Raw genomic sequence first — 21,258 nt, 5'->3', positions numbered from 1 at the left:
TTACTCCGGTGCCGTGCCTTCCGCCTGCCTGGCCTGGACCGCGGTCAGGGCAATGGTGAAGACAATGTCCTCCACCAACGCCCCCCGGGACAGGTCGTTTACCGGCTTTCGCAACCCCTGCAGCATGGGTCCGATACTGACCACGTTGGCGCTGCGCTGGACTGCCTTGTAGGTGGTATTGCCGGTGTTCAGATCCGGGAACACGAAAACCGTGGCCCGGCCTGCCACCTTGCTGTCCGGGGCTTTGCTCTTGCCCACGCTCTCAATCGCCGCGGCGTCGTACTGCAGCGGGCCATCGATCAGCAGGTCCGGGCGACGCTCCCGGGCGATCCGGGTCGCCTCCCGAACCTTGTCGACATCCTGGCCGCTCCCGGACTCACCGGTGCTGTAACTGATCATGGCGACGACCGGCTCAATGCCGAATGCCTCCGCGGACTGTGCGCTCTGGATGGCGATGTCCGCCAGGGCCTCGGCATCGGGGTCGGGGTTGATGGCGCAGTCGCCGTAAACCACCACCTGTTCCGGCAGCAGCATGAAAAAGACCGACGACACCACCCGGGCATGATCGTGGGTCTTGATCAGCTGCAGCGCCGGCCGCACGGTGTTGGCGGTGGTGTGTATCGCGCCAGACACCAAACCGTCGGCCTCGCCCTGAGCCACCATCATGGTGCCCAGGACCACGTTGTCCTCGAGCATGGCTTCGGCCATGTCCGGGGCCAGGCCCTTGTGCTTGCGCAGCGCCACCATGGGGGCGATGTAGTCCTGACGGACCCGGCCAGGTTCGATCACCTCGATGTCTTCGGGCAGGGGCATGCCCTGGGATTCCGCGACCCGGCGGATTTCCGCGGGCTCGCCAATCAACACGCAACGAGCCAGACCCCGCTCATGGCAGATGATCGCGGCCTGCACGGTGCGTGGTTCGCTGCCCTCCGGCAAAACAATCCGCTTGTTTGCGGCCCGGGCACGCTCTGACAACTGGTATCGAAACGCCGGCGGGGAGAGCCGCCTCTGCCGGGACACCTTCAGATGCGCCTGCAGCCAGTCCGTGTCGATGCGGGTGGCGACGGCTTCCATGGCCTTGTCGATGCGCTCGGGGTCGTCCGCCGGGATCGCCGACGACAGGTTGGCCAAACGGTGGGCGGTTTCGTAGGTATTGGCGTGGGAGCCAAGAACCGGCAGCCCCGTGTCCAGGGCCCGTCGGCACAGCTTGATCACTCGGTCATCCGGCAACAGCCCGCCGGTCAGCATGAGACCCGCCAGGGGCACGCCGTTCAACGCCGCGACCGCGGTGGTGACAACGATGTCCTCGCGATCACCGGGGGTTACCAGCAGGGTGCCCGGCTTCAGGGAGTCGACCATGTTGGGGATGGTCCGGGCGCACACCGACAGGTGCTGGATCCGGCGGCTGTGCATCTGGCCCTCGTTGAGCACGTCGATGTCCAGTTCCCGGGCGATGTCCGAGACCCGGGGCGCCAACAGTCCCGGTTGCCAGGGAATCTGCGCCAGCAAGTGGAAGCGGTGCTCGCTGAAGACCCGGCACCGACTGCGGTAATCCAGTGGAGACTGGCTCGGTGCGTCGGCCCGTTGCAGGGACAGCCCGGCTTGCGCGGGCTCGCCGACCTTGTTGAGGATCACGGCGATGACGTCCGGGTCGGACGGGTCGGCGAACAGGCGTGCCGAAAAGTCGAGTTCTTCGTCCAGTTCGGGGGCGTCCCGATGCTCCGGCGCGCTGACCAGAATCACTTCCGAACCCAGGTTGCGGGCGACTTCGACGTTCAGGCGCGCGATGTAGGCCTCGCTGCGGTCCGGGACCAGGCCCTCGATCACCACGACATCCACCGTCTGGGCCACTTTCTGAAACTCGCCCACGATGTTCTCCATGAGCAGATCGGACTGGCCTCGATTCAGCAGTCGTTGGGCCTGCTTGAGGGAGATCGGGTCGGGCGGCTGAAGGTGACTGCGGGCGCGCACGAACTCCACCGAGGTATCCTTGCCCTCGTTGTGTCGGGCCTCGCCCTGGTGCACCGCCTGGTGGAAGGGCTTGTAGAAGCCGACGCTGACTCCGACCCGCTCCAGGGCTCGGAGCAGCCCCAGGCAAACCGAGGTCAGGCCTGAGTCCATGGACGTGGGAGCGATGTACAGACTTTTTGCCATGTCGGGGTCCTGAAACTAGTCGGTTGAGGGGGATTGGGTCGAACGCGCCAGTCGCAGGGCTTCCTCGGCAATCACCCGTTCTTCGTTGGTAGGAATGACCAGAACCGGGTAGCGGGACTCGGCCGCGTTGATCCGCCCCTCTGTGTCGGCGCCGTTGCGGGCGTTGGCCACAGAATCCAGGGTGATGCCCAGCAGCGACAGGTGTTCAACCGTTTGCTGGCGCACGCGGGCGCTGTTTTCGCCAATGCCGCCGGTAAACACCAGGGCATCCAGTGCCGTCAGCGACGCCGTCATGGCGCCAAGGTAGCGGGCGAGCCGGAAGCAGAAGACATCAATGGCCAGGGCGGCCCCGCTGTGACCCTGTTCCGCGAGATCGCACAGGGTGCGCATGTCGTTGGACTCGCCGGACAGCCCCAGCAAGCCGCTCTGCTTGTTGAGGGTCTTGTGCACCTCCGCTGCCGACAGGCCCTTGCCGGCCAGGTAGTCGAACAGGCTGGGGTCGACATCGCCGCTCCGGGTGCCCATGACCAGGCCTTCCAGGGGCGTCAGGCCCATGCTGGTATCGACGCTGCGCCCGTTTCGGATGGCGGCAACGCTGCAGCCATTACCCAGGTGGGCGGAAATAATGGAGGTGGTGTCGTGCGTGCGCGCCAGCAGCCTGGCGGCCTCCTGGGCCATGAAGTAATGGCTGGTGCCGTGAAACCCGTAGCGTCGAACTGCCCAGTCCCGGTAGTAAGTCTCGGGCAGGGCATAGCGGAACGCCTTGGGCGGCAGGGTCTGATGAAACGCGGTGTCGAACACCGCGACCTGGGGCACCTCCGGGTAGAGCGCCCGGGTCGCGGCAATGCCGGCCAGATTCACCGGGTTGTGCAGGGGGGCCAGGCTGGCGCAATGGTCTATGGCCGCCACCACCTGATCGTCGATCAAGGCCGCGCCGCGGAAGGTCTCGCCCCCGTGCACCACGCGATGCCCGATAGCCACCGGGTCCCGGCACAGGATGCCGCGGGTTTTCAGTGCCTCCACCAGGGCAGCGAGAACGCGCTCGTAACTGCCGTTGTCGGGCAGCGGTATGGTCTCGGCGGTACCACTGATGCGCGCGCTGGCCTCGTCGGTGTTCAGCCGTTCAGCAAGCACCGATACCAGTTTGCGCCGACCCTGGTCGAACACGGCCAGTTTCAGGGATGAGCTGCCGCAATTCACGACAAGTAGCTGGTCTTCCATGATGTGCAATGATCCTGCTGTTTAGATCTGTACGCGCTGGTTAGTGCTGAGCCAGTCCTCGAACTCCAGGCCGGGCAGGGGGCGACTGTAGAAGTAGCCCTGGCAGAAGTCGCAGCCTTCCTCCTTGAGGAAGTGGGTTTGCGGCTCGTCTTCCACCCCCTCGGCAATGACCCGGAGGCCCAGGCTGTGGGCCATGTTGATGATCGCACGCACCAATGAGGCGTCTTCGGGTTCCTTCATGACGTCCTGAACGAAGGATTTGTCGATCTTCAGGGTGTCGAACGGGTAGCTCTTGAGGTAGCTGAGGGCGGAGTAGCCGGTACCGAAATCGTCCACCGACAGTCGGATGCCGGCCTGATCGAGCTGGCGCAGTATCTCCGCGGTTTCGATGGAGTTGTCCAGCAGCAGCCGCTCGGTGATCTCCAATTCCAGTTGCTCCGCCGCCAGACCGCTGTTGGCCAGGGCCCGCATGACCGCGTCGGTGAAATTGGGGTCCCGGAACTGCCGGGGTGACACGTTGACCGAGATGCCAATGTCCCGTCCGGCAATCCGTTTCCAGGTCATCGCGGCTTTGCAGGCTTCCTCAAGCACCCACTCGCCGATCGGAATGATCAGGCCGGTCTCTTCCGCCAGGGGGATGAAGCGGTCCGGCATGACCATGCCCATGGTGGGGTTGTTCCAGCGCAGCAGCGCCTCCACGGAGCACAGGTTGCCGGAATCGGTGTAGACAATGGGCTGGAAGTCCAGCTGGAATTCCTTGAGCTCCAGGGCCCGCCGCATCCGCGACTCCATCTGCAACCGCTCGTGGGAGACGTCGGTCATCTCCGGTGCGAACAGCGCGTAGGCGCTCTTGCCCTTGTGCTTGGCCTGGTACATGGCGGCATCGGCATGCTGCAACAGAGTACCGCTGTTGTCGGAGTCGGTCGGGAAGACCGCAATACCGATACTGGTGGTGACGAACACTTCCTGGCCGTTCAGGAGATAGGGCGGGGAGAAGGTTTGCAGGATCCGCTCGGCCACCTGGACCGAGGCTTCCGCGTCCGTCAGCCCGGGCAGGATAACGAGGAACTCGTCGCCGCCAAGGCGTGCCACGGTGCTGGTGCCACGCAGGCAGCTGGAAATTCGCCGGGCCGCTTCCACCAACAGGTTATCGCCGGCGTCGTGGCCCAGGGTGTCGTTGATGTGCTTGAAGTTGTCCAGGTCCAGGAACATGACCCCGACCAGGCTGTTCTCCCGCCGGGCCTGGGCCAGGGCGAGCTTCAGGCGATCGAGAGCAAGCATGCGGTTGGGCAGGCCGGTCAGGATGTCGTAGTTGGCCTGCCGCAGCAGCTGCTGTTCATAGCGTTTGCGGATGCTGATGTCTTCACCGAGGATCAGGTAACCGGTGGCTTCGCCGGTGCCGTCCTTGATCGGTGTGACGATCAACTGCTCCCAGAATCGCTCGCCGTTCTTGCGAACGCTGTTGACCTCGCCTTGCCAGACGCCCACGCGCTGAACCTGGAGCCGGATGGACTGCCACAGGTGTCGGCTCTCGCGATTCTCCACGTCGTTGTCACTCAGGGCGCCGGGGTGTTTGCCAAGGATGGCATCGGCGCTGTGTCCGGTGAGCTGGGTGAACTTGTGGTTGGCAAATTCCACCCGCCACTGGCGGTCGCAGATCAGCACCGAGGACGGGCTTTGCTCGATGGCCTTGGAGAACTTGCGGATTTCGGCGGCGTCCCGCTCCTGTCGGGCCAGGTCGTCGTTCAGGCGCTGCCGCATCTGGTTGATGGCGTCGGACACCCGCCCGAGTTCGTCACTCCGATTGGTCGGGGTGTCCGGTCGGTCCAGGGCCAGCGGTCGGGATAGGTTGGCGAGCGAAAAGTCCCGGGCATAATCCGCCATGGTGGAGAGGTGGCGAGTCACGAAGTGCTGGAATATCCAGATGATCAGGATGGATACAAAGAAGGTTTTCAGGAACTGGGTGGCCAGGATGATGCCCACTTTGCGCTCCATTTCCTCGAACACCCGCTTCAGGTCCGCGGTGACCGTCAGTTCACCCAGTTTGAACATCTCATCGCCCTGGTGCACCAGGCTGAAGCTGTGGGAGCGGATCTGGGCCCCGCGCGGGATGTCGCCCATGACCAGTTCCGAGTCCGGCTCAATGCGCAGGCGCAGGTGAACAATGTCCGGCAGGCTCAGGATGCCTTCCATCTGGGTCTGCAGCAGTTTCTGGTCGAGGGCCCACAGGCTGCGGGCCAGGCTGGAGGAGTAGCCGGATTCCACCACCTTCATGCGATTGTCGATCTGGGACAGATCCTTGCGGTAGTCCGAATAGATCTGGATGCCCGAGGCAATCAGGGTAAACACCGAACTGAACAGCAGTATCCAGGCCAACAGCCGGAAGGACAGCGGCGAGCCTTTTCGAAAGCGTTGAAGTCGCGTCGACAATTTGGGCATGAGGTAAACGTCTGCCACCCGATCTGGTTTTGGAGAAAGGTCGAGCCGTTAACTTTCCGACTATAGCAGCAGTCTGTGGCAATTGCCCTGCAAATACAGGAAAAATAGAGAAAAATAATGACAGGAAAAAAGGGTGTGCTCAGTGGCCGGGCTCAAGCCCGTTGCGCCGAATGCCTTGCACTTGACGTGGGTCAATACCGGCCGGTGCGTCGCCACGTAGCCTTGTCTCCATCAATCGAATAAGGATGGGAGACCCGAACCATGTATATGGATGCGGTAGTGATCGCTGGAATTGTAACGGTACTGATGATCCTGGGCTTTTTCGTCGGCGTCGCGGTCTTCGTCGTGCGGGATCAGAGAGTCCACGACTTTCGGAGAGAGGACCAGAAAAAAGCAGGGAAGGGTGGTGCGCCGGGTTAAACGCGCTGAATTCAAGGAAGAAAAAATGGCGTCCCCTAGGGGGTTCGAACCCCTGTTGCCGCCGTGAAAGGGCGGAGTCCTAGGCCACTAGACGAAGGGGACGCATCGGTTTCAAAACCTTGCCTCGTCGAGGTGGCGCGTATATTAAGTAAGCCTCCCTGAGGTGTCAACGCCTTTCTCGAAAAAAATTCACTCCCCCAGCAACGACTGCCTTACCCGTGCGTGCGTCTGATGTCAGCGGACTGCCTCTCGAAGTGCCGGCTCCAGTTCGGAAAAATTGAAGTTGTAGCCTTCGGCCAGGAGTTTGGCCGGCATAGCCCGTTGTCCGGTGAGCAGCAGGGTCGACATTTCCCCGAGCGCCAGCTTGAGCATGGGAGAGGGGGCCGGGAAGATCGTGGGCCGATGCAGGACCTTGCCCAGGCAGCGGGTAAACTCGGCGTTGGTTACCGGAGCCGGGCTCACTACATTATAGGCGCCTTGCGCCTGCGGGGTTTCCAGCATCCAGATCAGGGCGTCCAACACGTCCTGACGGTGAACCCAGGGCATGAATTGCTGTCCGTGGCCAAGGCGGCCTCCCAAGCCGAGCTTGAACGGCGGCAACATGCGAGCGAGGAAACCGCCGCCGGAGCCCGCCACCACCCCGGTCCGCGACAGGCAAACCCGAACTCCACCTTGGGCTGCCGCCAGGGCGGCCTGTTCCCAGTCACGACAGAGCCGATGGGTGAACTCGTCGTGGGGTGGCGTGGCTTCGGTGACCTCCCGGTCGCCCTGGTCGCCATAGAAGCCGACCGCGGAACCGGACACCAGTACCTCCGGCTGGGCCTGCCAGGATTGGATGACCTCGACCAGGGTCTCGGTCACGGCAATCCGGCTGTCCCGCAACGCCTGCTTGCGGTTTTCTGACCAACGTTTGTCCGCGATGCCTTCGCCGGCCAGGTTTATGACGGCGTCAAAACCGGGGTGGGAGCGCAGCTGGTGCAGATCCTGGGTCGCCTCCACGCGCCCGCAGACAGCCAGCACATCGGTGCTGGGTTGCCGGCTGTAGACCGTAAGGTCATAGCCTTTGTCCAGCAGTTCCCGGCACAGGATCTTGCCGATGAACCCTGTACCTCCAGTGATCAGAACCCGCTTGTTCATTCTCTTTCCCTCCATGCTGTCCCATGCTGTCAAAGCCGCCGGGCCGGTTGGCACACGCCTCCAGCCCCGATCCCCGGTTTCAGCCGCCGCTGGTTAACTGCTGCATGACCACGTCTTTGATGGCCAGGCCCAGTTGTGGGTTTTCGCCAATGGGCGGGGCCAGTTCGATCCGGACTTGATGCTGCTGCTCCATGGACGCAATCATCGCGGGTACGTCTTTGCGCAGGTGACGGCCGGCGGCAAGGAACAGCGGCACCACCGTGAACGACTCAATGCCTGCCTGGGCACCCTCCGCAACGACCTGGTCCAGGCTCGGTTCCGCCAGTTCCATGTAGGCGATGCGGGAGTCGGCGACGGCGGCCAGGGTTGGACTGGCCAGGTTTTCGAAGGTCTCACACCAGCGCTTGTCACTGCTGCCGTGGGCTAACAAAATAATGCGGCTGCTCATCGGTTCTCCCGAGTCATCATGTACGGATGGGCTTGCGTATACCTGCTGCAGTCGCGCGCCGGTTTCGGAGCGCCTATACAGTCAAGATAACAGGGTGTCGGTGTATGTTCGATTGGAAAGAGATTCTGGATTTCTGGTTCGGTGCGCTGGATGACCAGGGGTTGCCGGACCAAGAGCACCGGAGCAAGTGGTTCCGCTCGGACCGGAAGTTCGACCAGGAGATCCGGCGGCGGTTTCTGTCCATGGTGCTGTTTGCCTCGGAGCAGGGCCTGGATCACTGGCGCTCTGAGCCTGGCGGTGCCCTGGCGGAAATTCTCCTGCTCGATCAGTTCTCCAGGAATATCTTCCGCGGCGGTGCCCTGGCCTTCGACCAGGACGTTCAGGCCCGCAAGCTGTGTCGACAGGCCATGAACAAGGGCCAGGACATGGCCTTGCCCCCACTGCATCGGGCCTTTCTCTACATGCCGTTGCAGCATTCCGAGCGCCTGCAGGATCAAAAGGAGTCGGTGGAGTGCTATGAGCAATTGGCGGCCTCCGCCGGCGGCTTGCTGGGCGACTTTCTGCAAAGCTTTGCCCAGTCGGCCCGAGACCATCGGGATATCATCGCCCGCTTTTCCCGGTTCCCCCACCGCAACAAGGCCCTCGGACGGAAGTCGACCGAGGAGGAGGCGGAGTACCTGGCGGGCGGTCGGCGTTTCGGGCAGTAAGGGCCACGGGCGAAATCGCCACCTTTTATAATTTTTTGTATAGAAATCGTACGGTAGGGGCGGAATCCCGAACGGTCTTGCTAAAATGCGCCACACTGATTCGTGTGGGTAGATTCGTCAGTTACCCGTTCCAAGACTTCGAGGATAACCATGTTCCGTGCAGAACGATGTGTCTGCGCCTGGCTCGCCCTGGCGCTCAGCTCTGTGCTGTCTTTGCCCGCCGCGGCTTCGGCCTTGGATGAGGCCCTCATGCAGCGGCTTACCCAGGCCGCGCCCAAGCTCAATCCATCGGTGTTGAAGACGGCCTTTCGGGCGTCCCGGTGTGCGGTGTCCAACGGGGTTGAGATGCCTGAGCGCCTGGCAATCATTGATTTTTCCCTGCCATCGAGCGAAGAACGATTGTGGATTTTCGACCTCACCAGCGGGCAGCTGTTGCTGAGGGAACTGGTGGCCCATGGCAAGAACTCCGGTAACTTCGAATCCACGGCCTTCTCGAACATCGAGGGCAGTCACCAGTCGAGCCTGGGACTGTTCCGGGGCAGCGAGTCCTACTATGGCAGGCATGGCTACGCGCTGCGCCTGGATGGGCTCGAGCCTGGCGTCAACGACCGGGCGCGCGAGCGAGCCATCGTGATCCACGGGGCCGACTACGTCAACGAGTCCTGGGTCAGTCAGTACGGGCGTATCGGCCGCAGTCACGGCTGCCCGGCGGTGGATCGCGGAGTGGTCGATCAGGTGGTCAACAACCTGAAGAGCGGTCAGTTGATCTTCAAGTACTACCCGGACCAGCAGTGGCTGGAAAATTCCGGCCTGTTGAACTGTGGCCCGGGCAAGTTCGCCGCGCTGGCAAAAAAACATGAAAAAACTTGAGAAAAAGTGGTTGACGGCCAAGTCTCGATCCGTAGAATACGCCTCCGTTGTCGGCAACAACCGAACAGCACTGCGGGAATAGCTCAGTTGGTAGAGCACAACCTTGCCAAGGTTGGGGTCGCGAGTTCGAATCTCGTTTCCCGCTCCAGATTCCAAAAAACCCGGTTTCTTCTGAAGCCGGGTTTTTTCGTTTCTGGCCAGCCCAAACACGGCGTTCGCCGTTGCGGTCAGTTATAATCGCCCCCCTGAATGCAGCCAAGGCAGCGCGGGAGGCGCCACCACATGAAGGTTCATGCCCTCTGGATTTACCCGGTCAAATCCCTGGCCGGCATCCCGGTTGACGACTTTGTGCTGGATGAATTTGGTCCGGCGGGCGATCGGCGTTGGATGATCATCGATGACCAGCGCCGGTTCGTCACCCAGCGCAGCCACCCGGAACTTGCGACGATTGCCACGGCAATGGTCGATGGTAAGGTGGGCGTCGATATCCCCGGGCAAGGGCGGTTCCAGCTGACGCCCTCCAGCACGGAGCTGCGGGCGCTGGTCTGGAACGACTGGGTGCCGGCGCTGGAAGCCGCGGAGGACGCCAATGCCGCGCTGAGCCAGTTCTGCGGCGCCAGTTTGCGGTTCGTGTACATGCCCGATGAGTCGTTTCGGCGGGTGGATACGGCCCGGGTGCTGGACCGTCGGCGGGTTAGTTTTGCCGACGGTTTTCCGCTTCTGGTGACCACCACGGCGTCCCTGGCCGAGCTGAACGAGCGGCTGGCAGCCCCCGTGGAGATGCGCCGATTCCGGCCGAACCTGGTGGTGGCGGGCAGTGCGCCCTGGGCCGAAGATGGCTGGCGGGAATTGACCGTCGGCGACATCCGCTTCAGTCTGGTCAAACCCTGTTCCCGCTGCGTGATGACCACGGTTGATCCCGACGCCGGGACCAAGGATCCGGAGGTCCAGCCCCTTCGGACCCTGTCCAGCTATCGGCGGACGGCGGAAGGCGTCCTCTTTGGAATGAATGCGATCCACGAATCGACCGGGCGGATCCGCGTCGGCGATCCGATTACCGTCAACCCTACGGAGTAAAGTTCAACGTGCCACTGCTTACCCTGGATGCCATATCCCTGGCTTACGGAATGCACCCGCTGCTCGACCAGGCGTCCCTGGTCATTGAGGCCGGCGAACGCGTGTGCCTGATCGGACGCAACGGTGAGGGCAAGTCCACCCTGTTGAAAATCGTCAGCGGTGAGGTGGTCCCGGATGGTGGGCATGTGCGCCTGGAGGACGGCGCGGTGCTGGCGGTCCTGCCCCAGAACCTGCCTTCGGACGATGCCCGAACCGCTTACGAGGTGGTCGCCAGCGCGTTTCCAGAGACCGGTGAGTTGCTGTCCGAATTTCACCGGCTCTCGCAGCAGGCGGACGAGGCCAGCCTGGATCAGATGATGAAGGTGCAGGAGCGGTTGGAAGCGCTCGACGGCTGGCTCCTGGACCAGAAGGTGACGACCATCCTGGCCCAATACGGCATCGATCCGGACCGGTGCCTGAACACCCTGTCCGGGGGCTGGCAGCGACGGGTCCTGCTGGCCCGGGCGCTGGTGGCGGAGCCGGACATCCTGTTGCTGGACGAACCCACCAACCATCTGGATGTGCCGGCTATCGCGTGGCTCGAAGACGCGCTGGCTCAGTTCCGGGGCGCCATGCTGTTCGTCAGCCACGACCGGGCCTTCATCCGCCGGATGGCGACCCGCGTGGTCGAGCTGGATCGGGGCCAGCTGGTGAGCTTCGCGGCCAGCTACGACAAGTACCTGGAATTGAAGGCGAAAGCGCTGGAGGAAGAAGAGCGCCAGAATGCCCTGTTCGACAAGCGGCTGAAACAGGAAGAAGCCTGGATTCGGCAGGGCATCAAGGCCCGGCGGACCCGGAACATGGGGCGCGTGCGGGCGCTGAAGGCCATGCGCGAGGAGCATCGGCAGCGCCGGGTTCGCGGCGGCACCGCCAGTTTCGCGGTTGAGGATGCCGCACGCTCCGGCAAGCTGGTGGTCGAGACCCAGGGCGCCGGCTTCGGGTACGGCGACAGGGCCGACGTCATCCGCGACATGGACCTGACCGTGCTCCGGGGCGACAAGATTGGTCTGGTCGGGGAGAACGGTACCGGCAAGACCACCCTGGTGCGACTGTTGCTGGGGGACCTGAAACCGACTGAGGGTGGGGTGCGTCTCGGCACCAACCTGCAGGTCGCCTATTTTGACCAGCTTCGCGGTGAGCTGGATCTGTCCCGGAATGCCTTGGACAACCTGGCCGAAGGCCGCGAATTCATCGAGATCAACGGCCAGAACAAGCACGTCCTGGGCTATCTGCAGGAATTTCTCTTCACCCCGGAGCGGGCCCGATCGCCGGTGCGGGTTTTCTCCGGTGGTGAGCGGGCCCGGTTGCTGCTGGCCAAGCTGTTCAGCAAGCCGGCCAACGTCCTGGTACTGGATGAGCCCACCAACGACCTGGACGTCGAAACCCTGGAGCTGCTCGAGGAGCAGCTGGCGGATTTCCAGGGCACCGTGCTGGTGATCAGTCACGACCGGGAGTTTCTGGACAACGTGGTGACCGAAACCGTGTTCCTCGATGGCACCGGACGGGTTCGGGAATACGTTGGTGGCTACACCGATTGGCGTCGCCAGGGTGGTTGTTTCCCGTCCGAAGCCTCCGGCAGTCGACCGGACAAGCAGGACAAGCGCAGCAAGAAGGGCGAAGGCAATAATTCGTCGGCACCACAGCCCAAAGCTGTGGCCCAGTCGACACAATCCAAGCCCGCAAAGTTGAGCTACAAGCTTAAACTGGAGCTCGAGGCCTTGCCCGGCGAAATTGAGGCCCTGGAACAGGAAATTGCCGGGCTGCAGGCTACAATCGCAGACACGGAATTTTATTCAGGTCCACCGGACGAAGTCTCGGCCACTCTGGAGCAATTGGCGGAAAAGGAATCCCGTCTGGAGCAGGTGATGGAACGGTGGATGGAGCTGGAGGAAAAGGCAAGTCAATGAACGTCAATTACAGGTTCAGTTTCCAGGATGGGCGCACGGTGGCGTTCAAGGTCACCGATCAGCCCGCCCAAGCCGTCACCAGGCAGCCCTCGTGGGTCCGGTTGGAGCACTGCCAGTGTTCCAATTGCCCGCTCAAGGCCAGCGAAACTGAACACTGCCCGGCGGCCACGGAAATCCTGCCCGTGGTCGAGGCCTTCCAGGCCGATGATGCCTACCAGAAGGTGGAAGTCACGGTGACCGATGAGCGCCGTAGCTACGTCAAGCAGACGGCGCTGGAAGAATCGCTGCGTTCGCTGCTCGGGCTGAAAATGGCCACCAGCGGTTGCCCGGTGCTGGCGGAATTGAAACCCATGGCCATGCACCACCTGCCGTTCGCGACCACCGACGAATTCATCATGCGCAGCGTGTCCCACTACCTGCTGCAGCAGTACTTTGCCAAGCGCAATCACCAGCAGCCGGACTGGGAATTGAAGGGCCTGGTGGAGCGAAACCAGCGCCTGCAACTGGTCAATCAGGCGTTGTGGCAGCGCATCCACTCGGTCTGCCAGGGGGACAGCAATCTCAAGGCGCTGCTGAACTTTTTCTCGATGGCTTCGAGCGTGAGCTTTTCCTTGGAGAGTCAGCTCAGAAAGCTGGAAGCAAAAATGGCAGGGGAGGCCTGAGGTCTCAATCGCCGAGGCCGGCGCCCGACCGGCGCCGGCTCGGTTTGAATCCCGGTCAGTTGATGCGCACGGCCAGCACGTCGCATTCGGTGCCGTGCAGCACGCCATTCGCGGTCGAACCCAGGAGCAACTGAAAACCCTTGCGGCCGTGGCTGCCGACGATGATCAGGTCCACCCCGTGCTCCTTGGCAAGCCGATGGATTTCCGATTCCGGTCGGCCCACGGTAACGATCTGGGAATCGGTGTTTACCCCGTATTGTTCGCCGTAGCCGGCCAGTTGTTCGTGCGCGGCTTTGTCGAGCTGGTCCTGCAGTTCGGTCAGGTCCATGGGAATGTCCCCGCCATAGGCGTATCCGACCGGTTCCACCACGTGAATCAGCATCAACTCCGCACCATGGGCCTGGGACATGGCCTTGGCCTTGTTCAGCACCTGGGGCGCCTCTTCCGTCAGATCGATGGCAACAAGCATTTTCTTGTAATCAGACATCGCGTTGCTCCTTTGTACCGGGGGGTACATTGAGAATAGTACGTGGAGTCTGATCCGAAAAGCCGGGCAGGGCACTGATCCGGGTCAAGAAATCAGGGGAAAGTTGATGACTGGCGGACGATTACGCCCGCCAGTCGGGGAGGGATCAGGCGTTGTTCTGCAGCAGCTCAATGGTGGTCGCCAGACCCTGCAGAATGCCCTTGGAATAGCGGTCGATCACGAATCCTACGTTGCGTTCGTTGTAATTGATGTAGGAGCCGCGGATGAACTCCCACTTCGAGGAGATGTCTTCCATCACGTCTTTCAGGTCGGCGCCCGAGTCGCCGCGCATGACCGTGGCCAGCAGCTGGTCGAACTCTCGAGCCTGTTCGTCCAGCGCTTTTTCGGTCGCCGAACCCTGGAATGTCTGGGACACCGACGAATTGGTTCGGGCCGAATACTTCGCCATCATCTGGGCCATCTTGACCGCCGCCGATCGCGCCGCTTCCACCCGCGGCTTGGTTTCGGTCTGGCTGCTTTCCTGGGCCACCTGATACAGCTCGGTGGCCATATCGTTCATGGTCACGGCCTGGTTGGCCATGTCCGACGCCAGGCGCAGGTCCGGGTACCCGGTATTGCGGACGTCGTTGATGTTGCTGCGCATCAGGTTCTTGAAGCGGTCAAACTCCTGATTCAACCCTTCGATCTGCTCCGGGCTGAGGATGCCGGTGGTGCTGGCGATGATGGTGTTCATGGCGTCGTTGGCGGCATTGATGCCCACCACGATTTCATTCAGGGTGTCGGTGTCGCCATTGGCGCTGAAGCGGTAGTAAGCGTCCAGGGCCATGTAGTTGTTCACACGGAATTCGTGCAGGTCTGAGAGGAATTCCCCTGCGGTTTCCTGGGCGCGGACACCCAGCGATGTGATTGCGAGCAGAATAAGCGCGGCCACCAGGGAGCGGACCCGCAGGCAAGTGTCTTCCATCGGATGAGTCTCCGTAATGCTGTTTTATTATTGTGGACCAAAGTCGTAGGTCGAAGTTAAAGTAAGATCGACGGCCAAGCAAGCGGTTTTGGCCGGTCCCAGGGCGTAAACTGTAAACAAGTATCAAATTTGAGAGATACAGTTGCGGCTTTGTCTCAGTAGTCCCTTTTAACCTTCTGAAACGCTGTAAAAACGGCGACCAATTCCAGCCGCGCAACCGGGCCAGTCGTGACTTTTGCCCAGTTGTCGCCAGAAACAAATTGACAAACGTCCGTTTTTTTTTCATCGTGTGCCCTCACGATTCAAACGACTGTATGAATTTTGGATCGAATGATCGGGCAGTGACCGAAATCTCGCTGCACACGCAGTTCCCGGTATCACGGTTTGCTCCGTTGATCGGTGGGGCTGTCAGCAGTTCCAAACACAGACTGGAGATCAGTTGATGATTTACGAAGGTAAAGCCATCACGGTTAAAGAGATCGAAGGCGGGATCGCTCAGTTGAACTTTGACTTGCAGGGCGAGTCAGTGAACAAGTTCAACCGTCTCACTATCGAAGAGCTTGGCGCCGCGACTGACGCACTCAAAGCGCAGAAAAACCTGAAAGGCCTGGTGGTTACCAGTTCCAAGGACAGCTTCATTGTTGGTGCCGACATCACCGAGTTCACCGAGCTGTTTGCCGGCTCGGAAGAGGACCTGGTGGCCAACAACCTGAAGGCGAACGAAGTCTTCAACAACGTCGAGGATCTGCCGTTCCCGACCGTGACCGCGATCAACGGCATGGCGCTGGGTGGTGGCTTTGAAATGTGCCTGGCCACCGATTACCGCGTCATGGACAAGAAGGCCAAGGTCGGCCTGCCGGAAGTCAAGCTGGGGATCTTCCCGGGCTTCGGTGGTACCGTTCGACTGTCCCGTCTGGTCGGCGTTGATAACGCCGTTGAATGGATCAGTGGCGGCACCGAGAACCGCGCCGACGCCGCGCTGAAGGTCGGTGCCGTTGATGCCGTGGTCGATGCCGACAAACTGGTCGATGCGGCCGTTGCCATCATCAATCAGTGTAACGAGGGTAAGCTCGACAACCAGGCCCGTCGTGAAGAGAAGAAGGGCAAGATCAAGCTGAATGCCATGGAAAGCATGATGGCGTTCGAGATCTCCAAGGCGTTCGTCGCTGGCAAGGCTGGCAAGAACTACCCGGCGCCGGTCGAGGCCATCAAGGTGATGCAGAAGCACGCCGGCATGACCCGCGACAAGGCCATCGAAGTGGAAGCCAAGGGTTTCGCCAAGATGGCGAAAACCAACGTGGCGGCCTGCCTGGTTGGCCTGTTCCTGAATGACCAGGAACTGAAGAAGAAGGCCAAGGCCTGGGAAAAGGAAGCCAGTGACGTCAATCTGGCCGCCGTACTCGGCGCCGGCATCATGGGTGGCGGTGTCGCCTTCCAGTCGGCCCTGAAGGGCACCCCGATCGTCATGAAAGACATCAATCAGGACGGCATCAAGCTGGGCCTGGAAGAGGCCAAGAAGCTGCTGGCCAAGCGCGTGTCCCGTGGCAAGATGGACGCCAGCAAGATGGCGGACGTTCTCAACAGCATCACTCCGACCCTGAACTACGGCGATTTCAAGAGCGTTGACCTGGTGGTTGAAGCCGTTGTCGAGAATCCCAAGGTGAAGGACGCGGTGCTGCGCGAGACCGAAGACGCGGTACGCGAGGACACCATTCTGACCTCCAACACCTCCACCATTTCCATCGATCTTCTGGCCAAAAACCTGAAGCGTCCGGAAAACTTCTGTGGCATGCACTTCTTCAACCCGGTGCACATGATGCCGCTGGTTGAGGTTATCCGTGGCGAGAAGACCAGTGATCGCGCCATCGCGACCACCGTGGCGTACGCCAAGGCCATGGGCAAGACCCCGATCGTGGTCAACGACTGCCCGGGCTTCCTGGTCAACCGTGTCCTGTTCCCGTACTTCGGCGGCTTTGCCGGCCTGGTCCGCGACGGCGCCGATTTCCAGAAAGTCGACAAGGTCATGGAGAAGTTTGGCTGGCCGATGGGCCCTGCCTACCTGCTCGACGTCGTCGGCATGGACACCGCCAAGCACGCCAACGAAGTCATGGCGGAAGGCTTCCCGGACCGCATGAAGGACGAGAACAAGTCCGCCATCGATGTGATGTTCGAGAACAACCGCTACGGCCAGAAGAACGACAAGGGTTTCTACAAGTACGAAACCGACAAGAAAGGCAAGCCCAAGAAGGTTGTAGATGAAGAAACCTACAAGCTGATTGAGCCTGTGGTTCAGGGTAAGAAGGACTTTGATGACGAAGACATCATTGCCCGGATGATGATCCCGCTGTGCCTGGAAACCGTTCGCTGCCTGGAAGACGGCATCGTCGAGGATCCGGCAGACGCGGATATGGGTCTGATCTTCGGTATCGGCTTCCCGCCGTTCCGTGGTGGTGCCCTGCGCTATATCGACGACATGGGTGTCGACACCTTCGTCGAGCTGGCAGACAAGTTTGCAGACCTTGGTCCTCTGTACCACCCGACCGAGAAGCTGCGTGAAATGGCCAAGACTGGCAAAAAGTTCTTTGGCTAACCCTGAACGAGATTTCCGAACGGAGAAAGATCTATGAGCCTTAATCCGAGAGACGTTGTCGTCGTCGATTGCGTGCGGACTCCGATGGGTCGTGCCAAGAATGGTTGCTTCCGTAACGTGCGTGCCGAGACCCTGTCCGCCGCCCTGATCGAAGCACTGTTTGAGCGCAACCCGAAGCTCGACCCGAAAGAAGTGGAAGATGTGATCTGGGGCTGTGTGAACCAGACCAAGGAGCAGGGCTTTAACGTGGCCCGGCAGATTTCCCTGCTGACCCGTATCCCGCACGAGTCTGCGGCCCAGACGGTGAACCGTCTGTGTGGTTCTGCCATGTCCGCGATCCACACCGCCGCCCAGGCCATCCAGACCGGTAACGGCGACGTGTTCGTGGTCGGTGGTGTCGAGCACATGGGCCATGTACCCATGACCGAAGGCTTCGACCACAACCCGGCCGCGTCCAAGTACTCTGCCAAGGCCTCCAACATGATGGGCCTGACCGCAGAAATGCTGGCCAAGATGCACGGTATCTCCCGCTCCCAGCAGGACGAGTTTGGCGCACGCTCACACCGTCTGGCCCATGAAGCGACGGTTGAGGGTCGGTTCAAGAACGAAATCGTGCCGATCGAAGGCCACGACGAGAACGGCTTCAAGACCCTGATCGAGCAGGACGAAACCATCCGTCCCGAGACGTCGGTTGAGTCCCTGGGTCAGTTGCGTCCGGCGTTCGATCCGAAGAACGGCACCGTGACAGCCGGTACCTCCTCCCAGCTCACCGACGGTGCCGCTGCGATGGTGCTGATGTCGGCCGAGCGCGCCGAGGCCCTGGGCCTCAAGCCGCGCGCACGGATCGTGAGCATGGCCGTTGCAGGTTGTGATCCCGCTATCATGGGTTACGGCCCGGTTCCGGCCACCAAGAAGGCGCTGAAGCGTGCCGGTCTCAAGGTCGAGGACATCGACTTCTGGGAACTGAACGAAGCCTTCGCCGGTCAGTCGCTGCCGGTCCTGAAAGACCTGAAGCTGCTGGGCGTGATGGAAGAGAAAGTGAACCTGAACGGCGGCGCGATTGCTCTCGGCCATCCGCTGGGCTGTTCCGGTGCGCGCATCTCCACGACTCTGCTGAACGTGATGGAAGCCAAAGGCGGCAAGCTGGGCGTCTCCACCATGTGTATCGGTCTGGGTCAGGGTATTGCGACCGTGTGGGAGCGTCTCTGATTCTCGTTTGAGGATTGGAAGCGCTTTCCGAAGGGCCCGGCATAACGCCGGGCCTTTCTGTTTCTGGCCGGTTTGAAGCCGGCTCCGGTCTGGAATAAAAAAGCAGGGCAGAAACCAAAGAATGGGTTGTCTTGCTATTCTTGACCCTGTAAAACAGTGAGCCTATACACAATAGCGGCAGTTGTTTGTTTTCTAGCCGACTGATTTTACAGCGAGTTTACGGTTTGCTGCTTGTTTGACCGATTTATCGCCAAGGATACAGATCTCCGATATGGGTAAAAGTCTCGTAATTGTCGAGTCACCAGCGAAAGCGAAGACCATTAATAAGTACCTGGGTTCCGATTTCATTGTGAAATCGAGTGTCGGGCACATTCGTGATCTTCCCGTCAGTGGCAGTGGGTCCCAGACCGACCCGAAAGAGCGCGCCCGGCAGGCCGCACTTACTCGCAAGATGAGCCCGGACGAGAAGGCCGCCCACAAGAAACGCAAGGCCCGGGAACAGCTAGTGGCGCGCATGGGCGTGGACCCGGACAAGAACTGGGACGCCCGCTACGAGATCCTGCCCGGCAAGGAGAAGGTGGTCAGCGAACTCAAGCGGCTGGCCAAATCGGCCGACCACATCTATCTGGCGACGGATTTGGACCGCGAAGGGGAGGCCATTGCCTGGCACCTGCAGGAAACCATTGGCGGCGAGCCCGACAAGTACCGCCGTGTGGTGTTCAACGAAATCACCAAGCGCGCCATCCAGGAGGCGTTCAAGGATCCCGGCGCCCTGGACAACAACCGGGTGAACGCGCAGCAGGCGCGGCGGTTCCTGGACCGGGTCGTGGGTTACATGGTGTCGCCGTTGCTCTGGGCAAAAATTGCCCGCGGGCTGTCCGCCGGTCGGGTTCAGTCGGTGGCGGTGCGCCTGATCGTCGAGCGCGAGCGCGAGATCCGCAAGTTTGTCCCGGAAGAATTCTGGCAGTTGCACGCTAACCTGGCGCCCGCCAAGGCGGATCAGCCGGTCCGCTTCGAAGTTACCCGGTACGACGACAAGCCGTATCGCCCGGTCAATGAAAGCCAGAGCAATGACCACGTCGACCGCCTGAAGGCGGGCGCATTCAAGGTTGCCAAGCGCGAAGACAAGCCGACCCGGTCACGGCCGTCGGCACCGTTCATTACCTCGACCCTGCAGCAGGCGGCCAGTAACCGCATGGGGTTCAGCGTCAAGAAGACCATGATGCTGGCCCAGCGGCTGTACGAGGCGGGTTTCATCACTTACATGCGTACCGACTCCACCAACCTGAGTCAGGACGCGGTGAACGGGTGTCGTGACTACATCCAGAAGCAGTTCGGTGACCGCTATCTGCCAGAGAAGCCGCGGGTTTACGGCAGCAAGGAGGGCGCCCAGGAAGCGCACGAAGCGATCCGACCGACCGAGGTCAGTCGCCGTCCGTCCGACATCAGCGGCCTGGAGAAAGACGCCGAAAAGCTGTACGACCTGATCTGGCGCCAGTTCATCGCCTGTCAGATGGCCGACGCCGAATTCCTGAGCACCTCTATCGTCGTCGCCAACGGCGATTACGAGCTGCGTACCCGTGGCCGTATCATCAAGTTCGAGGGTTTCCTGAAGGCTGCGCCCCAGGCCGCGAAAAAAGACGAAGACGTGGCTCTGCCGGACATCAAGGTCGACGAGGTCCTGGATCTGAAACAGCTGGACCCGAGCCAGCATTTTACCAAGCCGGCACCGCGCTACACCGAGGCCAGCCTGGTCAAGGAGCTGGAGAAGCAGGGCATCGGTCGGCCCTCGACCTACGCCTCCATCATTTCCACCATTCAGGATCGCGGCTACGTGCGCTTGCAGAACCGCCGTTTCTACGCGGAAAAGATGGGGGAGATTGTCACTGAGCGGCTGTCCGAATCCTTCCCAAACCTGATGGACTTCGATTTCACTGCCCGCATGGAGGATGAGCTGGACGATATTGCCGAGGGCGACGTCCAGTGGAAGCAGGTGCTGAACGATTTCTACGGCCGGTTCAAGCAGCAGCTGGAAACTGCCGAAAGCACGGACGAAGGTGGCATGCGGGCCAACACCCCGACTGAAACCGACATTCCGTGCCCCAGCTGTGGCCGCAACATGCAGATTCGGGTCGCCAGCACCGGGGTGTTCCTCGGATGCTCCGGTTACTCGCTGCCCCCAAAAGAGCGTTGCAAAACCACCATCAACCTGGTGTCCGGCGACGAGGTGGTGAGCGCCGACGACGATGTCGAGGGCGAGGGCGAAAGCCGGTTGCTGCGCAAGAAACGGCGCTGCTCCAAGTGCGGTACCGCCATGGACAGCTACCTCATTGATGAAGCCCGCAAGCTTCACGTGTGCGGCAACAACCCGGATTGTTCCGGGTTCGAGGTGGAGCAGGGCACTTTCCGGATCAAGGGTTACGACGGGCCGACCCTGGAGTGCGACAAGTGTGGTTCGGAGATGCAGCTGAAGACCGGACGTTTCGGCAAGTATTTCGGCTGTACCGGTGATACCTGCAAGAATACCCGCAAGCTGTTGAAAAATGGTGAGCCGGCACCGCCCAAGATGGATCCGGTGCCGATGCCGGAACTGCAGTGCCAGAAGGTGGACGACACCTATGTGCTGCGGGACGGGGCCTCCGGCCTGTTCCTGGCGGCCAGCAAATTCCCGAAAAACCGGGAAACCCGGCCGCCGTTGGTCAAAGAGATCAAGCCCCATCGTAAGGAAATCGACCCCAAGTACGATTTCCTGATGAAGGCGCCGGAGGCGGATCCCGAGGGCAACCCCACGGTGATTCGTTACAGCCGCAAGACCAAGGAGCAGTACGTGATGTCGGAGAAAGACGGCAAGGCGACTGGCTGGTCAGCCTGGTACGTCAAAGGCAAGTGGGAGCCCAAGGAGAAGTAGTAGGGGTCATCGTTGCCGG

At 61.2% G+C, this 21,258-nt stretch carries 16 protein-coding genes and 2 tRNA genes; 10 read left to right on the top strand and 8 right to left on the bottom strand.

Going from position 1 to position 21,258, the window contains the following annotated elements:
- From pta to U5822_RS16385, 3 genes are read right to left on the bottom strand one after another with little or no spacing between them, the layout of a single operon-like run.
- Positions 1-2,154: a phosphate acetyltransferase gene (gene pta / locus U5822_RS16395; protein ID WP_322856683.1), complete on the bottom strand. Its 2,154-nt coding sequence runs from the start codon at positions 2,152-2,154 to the stop codon at positions 1-3.
- A gap of 15 nt (positions 2,155-2,169) precedes the next feature.
- On the bottom strand, positions 2,170-3,375 hold the full coding sequence (locus tag U5822_RS16390) for an acetate/propionate family kinase (protein WP_322856682.1): 1,206 nt from the start codon (positions 3,373-3,375) through the stop codon (positions 2,170-2,172).
- A gap of 21 nt (positions 3,376-3,396) precedes the next feature.
- Positions 3,397-5,814, bottom strand: a complete 2,418-nt coding sequence (locus U5822_RS16385; RefSeq protein ID WP_322856681.1) for a bifunctional diguanylate cyclase/phosphodiesterase — start codon at positions 5,812-5,814, stop codon at positions 3,397-3,399.
- 261 nt (positions 5,815-6,075) lie between these two features.
- Here U5822_RS16385 and ccoM point away from each other — a divergent pair, with 261 nt between their 5' ends.
- Positions 6,076-6,234 carry a cytochrome c oxidase subunit CcoM gene (gene ccoM / locus U5822_RS16380; RefSeq protein ID WP_322856680.1) on the top strand — a complete coding sequence of 53 codons (159 nt, stop codon included), beginning with the start codon at positions 6,076-6,078 and terminating at the stop codon, positions 6,232-6,234.
- A 26-nt stretch (positions 6,235-6,260) separates the two neighbouring features.
- Here the strand turns inward: ccoM and U5822_RS16375 are convergent.
- From U5822_RS16375 to U5822_RS16365, 3 genes are all read right to left on the bottom strand, one after another.
- Positions 6,261-6,336 (bottom strand) — tRNA-Glu (locus U5822_RS16375).
- Positions 6,337-6,468: 132 nt separating this feature from the next.
- Positions 6,469-7,371, bottom strand: coding sequence for a TIGR01777 family oxidoreductase (locus tag U5822_RS16370; protein WP_322856679.1), 903 nt, complete (start codon positions 7,369-7,371; stop codon positions 6,469-6,471).
- A 79-nt stretch (positions 7,372-7,450) separates the two neighbouring features.
- Entirely contained in the window at positions 7,451-7,819 is a 369-nt protein-coding gene (locus U5822_RS16365; RefSeq protein WP_322856678.1) for a sirohydrochlorin chelatase, read from the bottom strand.
- A gap of 104 nt (positions 7,820-7,923) precedes the next feature.
- Between U5822_RS16365 and U5822_RS16360 the strand changes: the two genes are divergently transcribed.
- The 6 genes from U5822_RS16360 (at position 7,924) to U5822_RS16335 (ending at position 13,081) form a co-directional block, all read left to right on the top strand.
- Positions 7,924-8,526, top strand: coding sequence for a DUF924 family protein (locus U5822_RS16360; protein WP_322856677.1), 603 nt, complete (start codon positions 7,924-7,926; stop codon positions 8,524-8,526).
- 150 nt (positions 8,527-8,676) lie between these two features.
- Positions 8,677-9,396, top strand: a complete 720-nt coding sequence (locus tag U5822_RS16355) for a murein L,D-transpeptidase catalytic domain family protein (protein ID WP_322856676.1) — start codon at positions 8,677-8,679, stop codon at positions 9,394-9,396.
- A gap of 72 nt (positions 9,397-9,468) precedes the next feature.
- Positions 9,469-9,544 (top strand) — tRNA-Gly (locus U5822_RS16350).
- A gap of 134 nt (positions 9,545-9,678) precedes the next feature.
- Positions 9,679-10,473 (top strand): MOSC domain-containing protein, encoded by a 795-nt coding sequence (locus U5822_RS16345; RefSeq protein WP_322856675.1) that lies wholly within the window; start codon positions 9,679-9,681, stop codon positions 10,471-10,473.
- 8 nt (positions 10,474-10,481) lie between these two features.
- Positions 10,482-12,419, top strand: coding sequence for an ATP-binding cassette domain-containing protein (locus U5822_RS16340; protein WP_322856674.1), 1,938 nt, complete (start codon positions 10,482-10,484; stop codon positions 12,417-12,419).
- Complete coding sequence (locus tag U5822_RS16335; RefSeq protein ID WP_322856673.1) at positions 12,416-13,081, top strand: DUF6901 family protein; 666 nt, start codon at positions 12,416-12,418, stop codon at positions 13,079-13,081. Before U5822_RS16340 ends, U5822_RS16335 begins: the two co-directional genes overlap by 4 nt.
- Positions 13,082-13,136: 55 nt before the next feature.
- On the opposite strand, the gene U5822_RS16330 is transcribed toward U5822_RS16335, so the two are convergent.
- Together U5822_RS16330 and U5822_RS16325 are read right to left on the bottom strand one after the other, a co-directional pair.
- The gene (locus U5822_RS16330) at positions 13,137-13,568 is read right to left on the bottom strand and encodes a universal stress protein (RefSeq protein ID WP_322856672.1); all 432 of its coding nucleotides are present in this window, start codon (positions 13,566-13,568) and stop codon (positions 13,137-13,139) included.
- 145 nt (positions 13,569-13,713) lie between these two features.
- Positions 13,714-14,532 (bottom strand): hypothetical protein, encoded by an 819-nt coding sequence (locus tag U5822_RS16325; protein ID WP_322856671.1) that lies wholly within the window; start codon positions 14,530-14,532, stop codon positions 13,714-13,716.
- Positions 14,533-14,974: 442 nt separating this feature from the next.
- Here U5822_RS16325 and fadB point away from each other — a divergent pair, with 442 nt between their 5' ends.
- From fadB to topA, 3 genes are all read left to right on the top strand, one after another.
- The gene (fadB, locus tag U5822_RS16320; RefSeq protein ID WP_322856670.1) at positions 14,975-17,122 is read left to right on the top strand and encodes a fatty acid oxidation complex subunit alpha FadB; all 2,148 of its coding nucleotides are present in this window, start codon (positions 14,975-14,977) and stop codon (positions 17,120-17,122) included.
- Between the two features lie 33 nt (positions 17,123-17,155).
- A complete protein-coding gene (fadA, locus tag U5822_RS16315; protein ID WP_322856669.1) occupies positions 17,156-18,331 on the top strand; it encodes an acetyl-CoA C-acyltransferase FadA in 1,176 nt (391 codons plus the stop codon).
- A 271-nt stretch (positions 18,332-18,602) separates the two neighbouring features.
- The gene (topA, locus tag U5822_RS16310; protein ID WP_322856668.1) at positions 18,603-21,239 is read left to right on the top strand and encodes a type I DNA topoisomerase; all 2,637 of its coding nucleotides are present in this window, start codon (positions 18,603-18,605) and stop codon (positions 21,237-21,239) included.
- Positions 21,240-21,258: the final 19 nt, after the last annotated feature.

Origin of the sequence: Marinobacter qingdaonensis (genome assembly GCF_034555935.1) — a bacterium.
GTDB lineage: Bacteria > Pseudomonadota > Gammaproteobacteria > Pseudomonadales > Oleiphilaceae > Marinobacter > Marinobacter qingdaonensis.
This window is presented reverse-complemented; position numbering and strand designations above follow the sequence as displayed.